Source organism: bacterium (assembly GCA_030655055.1).
GTDB lineage: Bacteria > Edwardsbacteria > AC1 > AC1 > EtOH8 > UBA5202.
Genome location: JAURWH010000055.1, coordinates 1 through 11,472 on the forward strand (window position 1 = coordinate 1; position 11,472 = coordinate 11,472).

The following is an 11,472-nucleotide window of genomic DNA, read 5'->3' on the forward strand; positions in this document are numbered from 1 at the left end:
TGAAGAAATTAAGGATACTGTTAAACAACATAATGATAATAATCTTTGGGTAGTGTGGAAAATGCAAGTTGAAGCCGCTGAAAAAGAAATGACTTTGAAACAATTTGATAAAGATAGTTTTATTAAGCATTATGGTCTTGAAAGGACTTTAAGTGATATATATTCTGCAGAAGAAAGATTCAGAATTGCTTTTACAAAGCATGAAACTAAAGAAAAAAGAAGTATAAAATGAGAAAGTCTGTAAACACTGATGGTGTCACAAGTAATTATAATATCTCTAACCCTGTCACGGTTTAAGCGGTTTTAAATATAATGTTCACCTTTTATCATTGTGAAATCCATAGAAGTAAATAACCTCACCAAGCGCTTCGGCGATTTCACCGCGGTGGACAAGGTCTCGTTCTCTGTAGCCCCGGGGGAGATCTTCGGCTTCCTTGGCCCCAACGGCTCCGGCAAGTCCACCACCATCCGGATGCTGTGCGGGATCATCAGTCCCAGCGAGGGCCGGGCCACGGTGGCCGGGCATGACATCACCGCCAGCCCGGAGCTGGTGAAGCAGAACATCGGCTACATGTCGCAGAAGTTCTCGCTGTATTCCGAGCTTTCGGCGGAAGAGAATTTCACCTTCTTTTCCGGCATCTACGGGAAAACTTCCGAGGAGATCGGAGAACTGCGGCAGAAGGTCTTCGGCTCATTGGGCCTGTTAGGTTTGGAGGGCAGGATCGCCGGAGACCTGCCGGGCGGCTACCGGCAGCGTCTGGCCCTGGCCTGCGCCATCTCGCACGGACCAAAGGTGCTGTTCCTGGACGAGCCCACCGCCGGGGTGGACCCAGCCGCCCGCCGCAGTTTCTGGAGCATCATCCAGAGCCTGGCGGCCGAGGGCATGACCATCTTCGTTACCACCCATTACATGGACGAGGCCGAGTACGCCGGGCGGCTGGCCTTCATCTACAACGGTAAAATAGTGGCCCTGGACACGCCGGAAAAACTAAAACAAGATTACAAGCAGAAGCTCTACCAACTATATGGCCCGCCGCCGCTGGAGATGATGGAAAAGATCTCCCTGGTTAAGGAGGCCTGCCAGGTGGCGCCGTTCGGCAACGCCCTGCACATCTCCTGCTGGCCGGAAACGGACGTGGCCCCCAGGATCAAGGCTTTGCTGGGCGATCAGAAATACACATTGGAACAGATAACGCCCTCGCTGGAAGATGTATTCGTAGCGCTGATAGACCGTCCCTCAGCCAGTATGGCAGGACAGCATTCTCGGGATGACAAGGTAACAGTGTCAACACTTCGTTAGGTAAAATAAAAGGCACCTCAGTGCATGCCTGAGGTTGGCATTTTGCTTGGCAAGCCGAAGGATATTATAGGTAAAAACTTTAAAAATAATATGGAGACTAAGCATGAAAAAGAAAAATGGCCTTACATTTTTGGTTTTCGTTTTAGTATTATTTTGTCAAGGCAATATTCTTTACGGAGGAGAAGTTAGCAAAAAGAAAGCATGGGCTAATTTTAAACCGCTGGTTGCGGAAAAAGAAACAAAGCGTTTATATAAGCAGGGTGAAATGGATAGTATACAAAATAAATACTTAGCAAACGTTAAAAAAGTTGTTGAGCGTAATAATTTAAAAGGTAAATTAGAAATTTATTATGTTACCAAGACGATGGGAGATGTTTCTATAGATACTCAATATGCAGCCATTGTTAAATCCTATTACCTAATGCCTGTAGTGAATGGCGTAAAGGTGACAGAATCTAATATGCATGTCAACTATCGCTTGTTTGATGAACTAACATTTATGGATGGAAGCACAAACGTTTTGTGGACCAAAAAATATAATATAAATGGAAAATATTCTGGAATATATTTAAAGAAAATCTTAAAAAACGGAAAAAGATTATTAGTTACTACACCATATAGCGGAAAAGATTTTAAAACAGAATATTATGGTGAGTATGGCTATGAGATAGATGATTTTGTTGTATATGATAAAAAAGGAATAGAAATATTCAAAAGTCAATATAATGCTGCTGTAACAGATCCACGGATGACAGATAACGGTAAATATGTTTATTTTACGGATTCAATAAATTATGAAACTAATTATGATAGATGCATATTTTTTAATGTAGATAGAAAAGATAGCGTATATTTAAATGTTCCATCTTTAAAATTTGGTTCGGTGGAGATAGAGGATGATGGAAATATTTTGTTGTGGTCTACCACTACGCGAATACGGCTTCACTTTGACTCGCTAAAAGTAAAACCTTGGAAGTGGGAGGAATGAATCCTTCGATTTGCCGAGCACGGAAACGTTCTCGGTATGACAGAAAGAAAATTATGATACTCCTCAACCGCAGACTATACGGGGTGTTCCGCAAGGAACTGCTGCACATCCAGCGCGACCCGCGGACCCTGTTCCTGACCCTGGCCTTCCCGGTGATGATGATGCTGTTGTACGGCTTTGGCATCCGGTTCGACGTCAAGAACCTGCCGCTGGTGGTGCTGGACTACGACCGCTCGGCCTTCACCCGGGAATACACCCAGAGCCTGATCAAGAACGAGGCCTTTGCCTACAAGGGCCACGTGATGAGCTACGCCGAGCTGGAGCAGAAGCTGGAAAAGGGCCAGGCCCGGGTGGGGCTAGTGTTCTGGCCCGGCGCCTCCCGCCGCCTGACCCGGGGCCAGAGCGTGCCGGTGCAGGTGGTGATAGATGGCTCGGACGCCAACACCGCCAACATCGCCATGGGATACTTAAGCGCCTTCGGCCAAAGCTATTCCCAGAAACTTTTGCAGAGCGGACAGACCAGGCTGCCGGCCAACATCAACCTGGTGCCCCTGAACATCCAGCCCCGGGTGTGGTACAACCCGGAACTTCGCTCGGCCAATTTTGTGGTGCCGGGGATCATCGGTGTGATCATGATCATGCTGGGCGCACTGCTGACGGCCTTCACCATAGTGGAGGAGAAGGAGCGGGGCACCATCGAGATGCTGATCTCCTCGCCCCTGACCCGGTTCGAGCTGATGCTGGGCAAGATCCTGCCCTACCTGATCCTCTCGCTTTTAGCCATCGCCAGCATAGTGGTGATGGGATACCTGATGTTCAATGTGCCCATCAAGGGCAGCCTGGCGGCGCTGACCGTTTCATGCGTGGTCTACATGTTCAGCGTGCTGGGGATAGGGGTGCTGATCTCCAACCTGACCAGCAAGCTGCAGGAGGCCATGTTCGCCGCGGTGATGATCTCCCTGCTGCCGGGGATACTGCTTTCGGGCTTCGCCTTTCCCATCGAAAGCATGCCAGCCTGGATCAAGCCCCTGACCTACCTGGTGCCCACCCGTTATTTTCTAGTGATCATCCGGGGCATCTACCTTAAGGGCATCGGGCCGCTGGTGCTGTGGCGGCAGGCCCTGCCGCTGATAGTCTTCGGTGCGGGGATACTGGTGTTCAGCGCGCTGAAGTTCAAGAAGAGTTTGGACTAAAAGGCTTAACCACAAAGGCACAAAGTCACCAAGCCAAATCGTGAATCGTAAATTGTGAATGGTTATTTTGTGTCTTAGTGTCTTGGTGGCAGAAAAATAAAATGAACAAACACCGCCTAAAATTTCTGATCCGCAAGGAGTTCATCCAGATCTTCCGCAATCCCATGACCCTGCGGATGATCCTGGTGATCCCTATCGTCCAGACCCTGCTGTTCGGCTACGTCACCACCACCGACGTCAAGAACATCAAGCTGCTGGTCTGCGACCTGGACCAAAGCGCCTATTCCCGGGAGCTGGCGGCCAAGCTGACCAACACCGGCTATTTCACCAAGGCGGCCGAGGTCTCCGACCTCAAATCCATCGACCAATATCTGGACCAGGGCCGGGTCAAGGCGGCGGTGGTCTTTCCTTCGGGCCTGGCCTCCGACGTCACCGCCGGGCGGACCGGGAACATCCAGATCATGATCGACGGCAGCAATTCCAGCGAGGCCAGCATCGCCCAAAGCTATCTGCAAAAGGTCCTGGCCAACGAGTCCATCCGCCTGATCCGGCAGCAGCTCTCCCGGGCCGGCACCACCGGCAGCCTGGAGATGCCCATAGACACCCGGCCCCGGGTCTGGTTCAACCCCGAACTGAAGAGCGTCTACTACATGATACCGGGGCTGATCTGCATGGTGCTGTTCCAGATGACCTCGATGCTGACCGCTCTGGGCATCGTGCGGGAGAAGGAGCAGGGCACCATGGAGCAGATCATAGTCAGCCCCATCACCACCTGGGAGCTGATCGCCGGCAAGACCCTGCCCTTTGCCCTGATGGCGCTGATAGACGTGGTGCTGGTGATGCTTTTGGGCACCCTGTGGTTCGGGGTGATCCTCAAGGGCAGTCTGTTACACCTGTTCGGGGCCTCCATAGTATTCATCTTCACTGTGCTGGGGATCGGGATGCTGGTCTCCACCGTCTCCCATACCCAATCCCAGGCCATGATGATCAACCAGTTCTTTATGGCCACCAACATGCTGCTTTCCGGGTTCATGTTCCCCATCAGCTCCATGCCCCAGGCCATGCAGTATTTCACCTACCTGGTGCCGCTGAGGTATTTTCTGGAGATCGTGCGCAGCATCTTCCTAAAAGGGACCGGCCCGGCGGCCTGGTGGCCCCAGCTGCTGTTTTTGGCGGTGTTCGGGGTGCTGACCTTCGGGTTTTCGGCGCTGATGTTCAAAAAGAGGCTGGACTGAGAAACTTAAAAATAAAAGACCAAAAATAAAAAAGGCCGTGGCGTTATGCCACGGCCTTTTTGCTTTGGATAGACCAATTGTTTAAGGAATCATTGTACTGTAAAGATCATCGTTCCGGATCCTGTTTTCCATACAAAGAGATGACACGTTAAAATGCGGAGCCAGTTTGCGGGCAATGCTGCCAATGACTGAATCCAAATAAGTCTCACGCGGTATGTTTTTTTCTTGGGCGGCTTCTATTTGGGGCAAAATATCTTTCAGGGCTTCCTGAAATAAAGGCAAAAGGGCAAAATCGGGGATCAATAAGCAACCGGCAAAATGGTTGGCCTGGAATTCAAGCTTTCCGTAGTCCTCAGAGTCTATCTCCTCGTAAGTGTCGGCCCAGTCTTCCACCGTTTCGTAATGAAGGTCTCGATAAATATCTTTGTGCAATATAAAATGTCCTATTTCATGTGCCAAAGAAAAGCGATAACGGACCTCTACGTTGAAATATATGTTTTGGTCAATATGTATGGTGGTAAAGTCGCGGGATATAAAGCCGTCATTGTCCAATTCTTCTTTAAGCCCGGCTATGGGGACAATGTCAAGGTTCAGCCTGCTTTCAATTATAGAATCAATCGGCACCGGAACCGCTTTTTCAGGGTTGTATTTTGCGTTAAACTGCTCGGCTGCCTTTTTCAGGTCGTTTTTACTCAACCATTTAACCGGCAGCTTCATATCACTGGCCGCCTTTTCTTATTATTTCCGCCAGCTCCTTAAGCTTTTCCTTGGGCACTTTTTCGCCGCGCAAGGTCCTGAAGAAAAGGGGCAATTTGTTTACTAATTCGGTATCCTTTAAAATTTCTTCCGGGATCTCGCCCCGGCAAGCGGAGGCGCGGTCAAACAACTCTATCCAATCCTCAGACCCGTTTTTTAGCCCCAAAGCGGTAGCGTATTTTTCCAACTGCTCTTTAGAGGAAGGCGGCGCCAGCAGGCCGCGCTCCATTTTGCTGTAATTTCCAGGATCTATGGAGTTATCTAGGCAAAACTGCCGTAAAGTAAGGTTTTTCCCAAGCCTTTTTTGTTTGATAAACTCGCCGAATAGTTTTTTATACATTGCAATTACCTCCTGTTGTATAAATCATACAACATCTATAAGCAAATGTCAAGAGTTTTAGTGAATATGTTTTAATGATGTTTAAAATATTACCCCTTGCATTTCCTCCTTTATTTTGCTATAATGTTGTTGCTTGATAACAGGTTATCATAGCATCAAAAGCATCTTGCTATTTTTTAGCAAAATAATCAGAATAAAAAGCAGAAGCCACACGCACCAAAGTTCATTCTTTGGCTCGCTTCTCACCGGGCGGCGCACCACAATGCTGTCAGCTCTGGTACAAATGCAGAGGGTTTCCATTTATCGGCCCTCAAAGTAAAGCGGGTGGCATTGTTTTTTGCCATCGGCTTTTTCGTTTATTACCGCAAAGACGCTAAGAACGCTAAGATTTTTCAATTTTTTACGGACTGCAAATTCCCGGAAACATTACAATTAAAACCCTTGGCGGGCTTTGCGTCTTAGCGTTTAGTCAAGGTTTAAATACAAACTTTTAACGGAGGGATCACCTATCAGCAAGGATTATCGGGTAAATAACAAGATTCGGGTCCCGGAGGTCAGGGTGGTGGGGCCCGATGGTCAGCAGATAGGCGTGCTGCCTATCGCCGAGGCCCTGCGCCAGGCAGAGGACAAGGGGCTGGACCTGGTGGAGATAGTGCCCGAGGCCAAACCCCCGGTCTGCAAGATCATAGATTTCGGGAAATTCCTTTACCACGAGGAGAAGAACAAGAAGGAGGCCCGGAAGAAGCAGCACGAGGTCAAGGTCAAGGAGATCCGGCTGGGGCCCAAGATCGGCGAACACGATTACCTGGTAAAATTCAACCAGGCCAGGGATTTCCTGGCCCACAAGGACAAGGTCAGGGTCTCGATGCGCTTTAGGGGCCGGGAGATGGCCCACATCGACATCGGCCGGCGGGTGATAGACCGCTTTATGGTGGAGATCGCAGACGTGGCCGTGATCGAACAGCAGCCCAAGCTGGAGGGAAATACCATGGTGTCGCTGCTTTCGCCCAAGAACACCGCCTGACCTGCCACTGTCCGGGTCGCCGGTGGTTGAGTGCCCCGCTGTTGGCTGAGTGGCCGGCATTTCGATACGTTCACACTACTCAATGTCCGGCCTTATCGAAGCCAAGCGGGGAGTGTCGAAACCACCGGATGCAACTGATATCCGGCCGGGATATTCTTGTTCCGGGAATATATAAATCAAAATAATATAAACAACCAAAGGAGAAGCCATGCCAAAGGTAAAGACCAGCCGGGCGGCGGCCAAAAGATTAAGGATTACCAGCAAGGGCAAGATCAAGCGCAACAAGGCCTGCAAGAGCCACAAGCTGACCACCAAGACCCGCAAACGCAAGCGCAACCTGCGCCAGGGAGGCCTGGTGGACAGCGCCAATTCCAAGAGGATCAAGCGGCTGCTGCCCAACGGGTAGGCTGAGCACCATTCCCACGAAACACACTAAAAGTCGCGAAATGAATTTATTTTCTCCAGAAAGAAAATGTTTCGTGCATTTAGTGGGCAAATAACGTAACAGCAAACAAATCACAGATCATAGAGATCATCAGAAAGGATAGGTAAGAGACCATGTCCAGAGTTACCACCGCAGCCGCCACCCGGCAGAAAAAGAACAAGATATTCAAGAAAGCCAAAGGCTTTTGGGGCGGCAGACACCGCCTATACCGCATAGCCAAGGAAGCCGTGATGCGGGCCGGGCAGTTTGCCTACCGCGACCGCCACAACAAGAAGCGCGATTTCCGCAGTCTGTGGATCATCCGGGTCAACGCGGCCTGCCGCCTGAACGGGATCAGCTACAACGCCTTCATCAGCGGACTTAAGAAGAACAACATCGCCCTGAACCGCAAGGTGCTGGCCGAGATCGCCATCACCGACCCGCTGGCCTTTACCAAGGTGGTGGAAGCGGCCAAGAAGTAACTGGCGGAGCAAGCTGGTCGTTTTAATCGTTTGAGAAGCCAGACACGGAAGACGGGCGATGTTGGAAATAGCCTGCCCTGAGCAAGGCTGGCATGCCTGACGAACGAATGGGTTTGAAACTGTTTAGATGATAGACAAGCTGAACATAATAGGCGAAGAAGCCAAAAAGCAGATAGCCGGATGCTCCACCCTGGAAAAACTGGAGGAGCTGAGGGTACTCTATCTGGGCCGCAAGGGACAGGTGACCGAGCTGCTGAAATCGGTATCCTCGGTGGAACCGGCCCAGCGCCCGGCTTTCGGGGCTTCGGTCAACCGGCTTAAGGTTGAACTGTCGGACCTGCTGGACCAGAAAAAGCAAAGCCTGGAGTCTGCATCCCAGGGCGCCGCCCGGCAGAAGGAATCATTGGACGTAAGCTTGCCCGGGAGGAAACCGCTGCTGGGGCACAGGCATCCCCTGCACCAGATCATGGCAGAGATGACGGTGATCTTCCAGGGGCTGGGATTCACCGTGGCCCAGGGCCCGGATGTGGAGACCGAGTTCAACAACTTTGACGCCCTGAACACGCCGCCCGACCATCCGGCCCGCAATTCCCAGGACACCTTCTACCTGAAGCAGGCGGGCCTGCTGCTGCGGACCCACACTTCCCCGGTGCAGATCAGGACCATGCTGTCGCAGAAGCCCCCGGTGCGGATCATCGCCCCGGGCCGCTGCTACCGCCGCGACGCCATCGACGCCTCGCACATGCCGGTGTTCCATCAGATCGAAGGCCTGTACGTGGACAAGAACGTCTCCATGGCCGACCTCAAGGCCACCATCACCCATTTCGCCCGGGCCCTGCTGGGGCCCAGGATGAAGATCCGCTTCCGCCCGCACTTCTTCCCCTTCACCGAACCCAGCGTGGAATACGATTTTTCCTGCGTGTTCTGCCAGGGCAAGGGCTGCAGGGTCTGCAAGCAGTCGGGCTGGCTGGAGATCTCCGGGGCCGGGATGGTGGACCCCAATGTCTTCAACAACGTGGGCTATGATCCGGAAATCTATTCAGGATTTGCCTGGGGCCTGGGAGTGGAAAGGGTGGCCATGCTGAAGTACGGCATCAACGACATCCGCCATTTTTATTCGGGCGATATCAGGTTCCTGGAACAATTCTAATTATAATCCCGGCTTATGGCGCCGGAGCAAAGAGGTTAAAATGAAGCCAATAAATATAGGGGACCTGAAGATCAAACTGCCCCTGGTCCAGGGTGGAATGGGGGTGGGGATCTCCCTGGCCGGGCTGGCCTCGGCGGTGGCCAACGAAGGCGGGGTGGGCACCATTGCCACGGCCGGCATCGGGATGAACGAGCCCGACTTTGCCACCAATTACCTGGAGGCCAACCTAAGGGCCTTAAGAAAAGAGATCCGCAAGGCCCGGACTATGACCCAGGGCGTGCTGGGGGTCAATATCATGGTGGCCCTTTCCAATTACGCCGACCTGGCCAAGACCTCGGTGGAGGAAGAGATCGACATCATCTTCTCCGGGGCCGGACTGCCCTTTGATCTGCCGAGATTCCTGACCCCGGATTCCAAGACCAAGCTGGTGCCCATCGTTTCCTCGGGACGGGCGGCGGCCATCATCGCCAAGAAATGGTTCGACAAATACAACTACCTGCCGGATGCGGTGGTGGTGGAGGGCCCGCTGGCCGGGGGTCACCTGGGCTTTAAGCCGGAGCATTTGGACGATCCAAAATATTCATTGAAGAACCTGATCCCCGAAGTGGTCGAGGCCCTGAAACCCTTCGTGGAAAAACATAAAAAAGCCATCCCGGTGATCGCCGGGGGCGGCATCTATACCGGGCAGGACATCCGGGAGGCCTTTGACCTGGGAGCCGATGCCGTGCAGATGGGCACCCGGTTCGTGACCACCAACGAATGCGACGCCTCCGAAGTATTCAAGCAGGCCTACCTGGATTCCAAAAAGGAGGACGTGGTGATAATCAAGAGCCCGGTGGGGATGCCGGGCCGGGCCATCCGCAACCAGTTCCTGGACGATGTTGTCAAAGGCGAGAAGAAGCCCTTCAAGTGCCCCCACCAGTGCATCGTCACCTGCGACTTCAAGAACACGCCCTACTGCATTGCCCTGGCCCTGATCAACGCCCAGCAGGGGCTGATGAAGGACGGCTTTGCCTTTGCCGGGGCCAATGCCTTCAGGAACAACTGCATCATTTCGGTAAAAGAGACCATCCAGGCCATCATCCGGGAATTCAACGAGAGCGTCAGCCTGGCCGGGGCCCAGCCGGCGGGAATTCCCATATCATAGTAAATGTCTATCTAATTGGCTCAGGCACAACACCCCAAAAGTTTTCTATCCGCTCACGCCATAGGCGGATCCGCCTATATGTACTACCTTGCGGTGGCGGAAGATTTCACAGATTTTCACAGATATTTCTAAGCCGGTTAATATTTATAGGTATAAATAGAATCGTTACCATCATTCGGCTAACGCTCACGACGGCGTCTGCGTTAATAGTTCGGTAACCACTCACTACAACGTCTGTGGATAAAGGTTCCTAAGTAAGTTAGATAATCATTTCATAGCATTTACAGAGCACCATGAAGATCTCCTATAACTGGCTTAAAGAATTCATAGACTTCAACTGGTCCGTCAAGGAACTGGCCGGAAAGCTTACCTTTGCCGGGATCGAGATCGAAGGCATCGAGGAGCTTCCGGGCGGGGACTTCCAGCTGGACCTGGAGATCACCCCCAACCGGCCCGACTGCCTTTCCTTCCTGGGCCTGGCCCGGGAGATCCGGGCTTTGAACGGGGGACGGATAAACGTACCTGAATCAAAAGTTGTAGAAGATGCAAAGGATGTAAAGGATCTGGCCAAGGTCGAGGTGGAGGACCAGCAGGGCTGTCCCCGCTATCTGGCCCGGGTGATAACCGGGGTCAAGGTGGCGGAATCGCCGGAATGGCTGAAGAAAAAACTGGAGAGCATAGGCTTGCGGCCCATCAACAATGTGGCCGACATCACCAACCTGGCGCTCTATGAATTCGGCCATCCCCTGCACGCCTTTGACCTGGACAAGCTGTCCGGCCATAAGATCATTGTGCGCCGGGCCAAACAAGGCGAAACCATGGTCACCCTGGACGGGACGGAACGCAAGCTCACACCCGAATACCTGGTCATCGCCGACTCCAATCGCCCCGCGGCCATTGCCGGCATCATGGGCGGCCTGGAGAGCGAGATATCATCGGCCACTAAAAACGTCCTGCTGGAGAGCGCCTACTTTGATCCGACGCTGATCCGACGGGGCAGCAAAACCCTTGGTTTGAAAAGCGACGCTTCCTACCGCTTTGAGCGGGGGGCCGATCCCAATATCCTGGAACAGGCGGTTAACCGGGCGTCCCGGCTGATGGCTGAGATTGCCGGAGGTCAGATCGCCAAAGGGATCATAGACGTTTCGGCCCAAAAGTTCCCGGCGTCCTGGGAGCTGAAACTCAGACCGGAGAAGGCCTGCAGCCTTTTGGGGGCGGACATCAAGCCTGAAAAAATGGCGGAGATCCTTAATGCGCTGGAGCTTAAGTCAAACATCTCCGGAAACGTAATAAATGTGCAGGTTCCCAGCTTTAGGGCCGACCTGACCAGGGAAGCCGACCTGATAGAGGAGATCGGCCGAATATACGGCTACGACAACCTGCCGTCCGAAGGGATAACCCCCTGGCCGGTGCCGGGAGTGCAAAGGCCCAGG

Annotated in this window: 13 protein-coding genes; 11 read left to right on the forward strand and 2 right to left on the reverse strand. The window is 52.4% G+C overall.

Going from position 1 to position 11,472, the window contains the following annotated elements; translation table 11 throughout:
- The 5 genes from Q7U71_02595 to Q7U71_02615 form a co-directional block, all read left to right on the forward strand.
- Positions 1-232, forward strand: a 232-nt coding sequence (locus Q7U71_02595; GenBank protein ID MDO9390642.1) for a hypothetical protein, incomplete at its 5' end; no start/stop codon positions are given.
- Between the two features lie 99 nt (positions 233-331).
- Positions 332-1,300, forward strand: coding sequence for an ABC transporter ATP-binding protein (locus tag Q7U71_02600; GenBank protein MDO9390643.1), 969 nt, complete (start codon positions 332-334; stop codon positions 1,298-1,300).
- Positions 1,301-1,403: 103 nt separating this feature from the next.
- On the forward strand, positions 1,404-2,288 hold the full coding sequence (locus Q7U71_02605) for a hypothetical protein (GenBank protein MDO9390644.1): 885 nt from the start codon (positions 1,404-1,406) through the stop codon (positions 2,286-2,288).
- A gap of 53 nt (positions 2,289-2,341) precedes the next feature.
- Positions 2,342-3,481, forward strand: a complete 1,140-nt coding sequence (locus Q7U71_02610) for an ABC transporter permease (GenBank protein ID MDO9390645.1) — start codon at positions 2,342-2,344, stop codon at positions 3,479-3,481.
- A 101-nt stretch (positions 3,482-3,582) separates the two neighbouring features.
- On the forward strand, positions 3,583-4,716 hold the full coding sequence (locus Q7U71_02615) for an ABC transporter permease (GenBank protein ID MDO9390646.1): 1,134 nt from the start codon (positions 3,583-3,585) through the stop codon (positions 4,714-4,716).
- Positions 4,717-4,797: 81 nt separating this feature from the next.
- Here the strand turns inward: Q7U71_02615 and Q7U71_02620 are convergent, their stop codons facing one another.
- On the reverse strand, positions 4,798-5,433 hold the full coding sequence (locus Q7U71_02620) for an ImmA/IrrE family metallo-endopeptidase (protein MDO9390647.1): 636 nt from the start codon (positions 5,431-5,433) through the stop codon (positions 4,798-4,800).
- A 1-nt stretch (position 5,434) separates the two neighbouring features.
- The gene (locus Q7U71_02625; protein MDO9390648.1) at positions 5,435-5,812 is read right to left on the reverse strand and encodes a helix-turn-helix transcriptional regulator; all 378 of its coding nucleotides are present in this window, start codon (positions 5,810-5,812) and stop codon (positions 5,435-5,437) included.
- Positions 5,813-6,320: 508 nt separating this feature from the next.
- Here Q7U71_02625 and infC point away from each other — a divergent pair.
- The 6 genes from infC to Q7U71_02655 form a co-directional block, all read left to right on the forward strand.
- A complete protein-coding gene (gene infC, locus Q7U71_02630; GenBank protein ID MDO9390649.1) occupies positions 6,321-6,836 on the forward strand; it encodes a translation initiation factor IF-3 in 516 nt (171 codons plus the stop codon).
- Positions 6,837-7,044: 208 nt separating this feature from the next.
- On the forward strand, positions 7,045-7,242 hold the full coding sequence (gene rpmI / locus Q7U71_02635; protein ID MDO9390650.1) for a 50S ribosomal protein L35: 198 nt from the start codon (positions 7,045-7,047) through the stop codon (positions 7,240-7,242).
- A 152-nt stretch (positions 7,243-7,394) separates the two neighbouring features.
- Positions 7,395-7,742 carry a 50S ribosomal protein L20 gene (rplT, locus tag Q7U71_02640; protein MDO9390651.1) on the forward strand — a complete coding sequence of 116 codons (348 nt, stop codon included), beginning with the start codon at positions 7,395-7,397 and terminating at the stop codon, positions 7,740-7,742.
- A gap of 127 nt (positions 7,743-7,869) precedes the next feature.
- The gene (gene pheS, locus Q7U71_02645) at positions 7,870-8,892 is read left to right on the forward strand and encodes a phenylalanine--tRNA ligase subunit alpha (GenBank protein ID MDO9390652.1); all 1,023 of its coding nucleotides are present in this window, start codon (positions 7,870-7,872) and stop codon (positions 8,890-8,892) included.
- Positions 8,893-8,932: 40 nt separating this feature from the next.
- The gene (locus tag Q7U71_02650; GenBank protein ID MDO9390653.1) at positions 8,933-10,039 is read left to right on the forward strand and encodes a nitronate monooxygenase family protein; all 1,107 of its coding nucleotides are present in this window, start codon (positions 8,933-8,935) and stop codon (positions 10,037-10,039) included.
- A 293-nt stretch (positions 10,040-10,332) separates the two neighbouring features.
- Positions 10,333-11,472 (forward strand): phenylalanine--tRNA ligase subunit beta (locus tag Q7U71_02655; protein MDO9390654.1); only part of this gene is annotated, 1,140 nt, incomplete at its 3' end.

What these genes read in the sequence shown, in the direction of transcription:
- Q7U71_02620 (MDO9390647.1), bottom strand. Translation starts at nt 5,433, where the DNA reads ATGAAGCTGCCGGTTAAATGGTTGAGTAAAAACGACCTGAAAAAGGCA.
- Q7U71_02605 (MDO9390644.1), top strand. Translation starts at nt 1,404, where the DNA reads ATGAAAAAGAAAAATGGCCTTACATTTTTGGTTTTCGTTTTAGTATTA.
- Q7U71_02615 (MDO9390646.1), top strand. Translation starts at nt 3,583, where the DNA reads ATGAACAAACACCGCCTAAAATTTCTGATCCGCAAGGAGTTCATCCAG.
- Q7U71_02610 (MDO9390645.1), top strand. Translation starts at nt 2,342, where the DNA reads ATGATACTCCTCAACCGCAGACTATACGGGGTGTTCCGCAAGGAACTG.
- pheS (MDO9390652.1), top strand. Translation starts at nt 7,870, where the DNA reads ATGATAGACAAGCTGAACATAATAGGCGAAGAAGCCAAAAAGCAGATA.
- Q7U71_02650 (MDO9390653.1), top strand. Translation starts at nt 8,933, where the DNA reads ATGAAGCCAATAAATATAGGGGACCTGAAGATCAAACTGCCCCTGGTC.
- Q7U71_02625 (MDO9390648.1), bottom strand. Translation starts at nt 5,812, where the DNA reads ATGTATAAAAAACTATTCGGCGAGTTTATCAAACAAAAAAGGCTTGGG.
- rpmI (MDO9390650.1), top strand. Translation starts at nt 7,045, where the DNA reads ATGCCAAAGGTAAAGACCAGCCGGGCGGCGGCCAAAAGATTAAGGATT.
- rplT (MDO9390651.1), top strand. Translation starts at nt 7,395, where the DNA reads ATGTCCAGAGTTACCACCGCAGCCGCCACCCGGCAGAAAAAGAACAAG.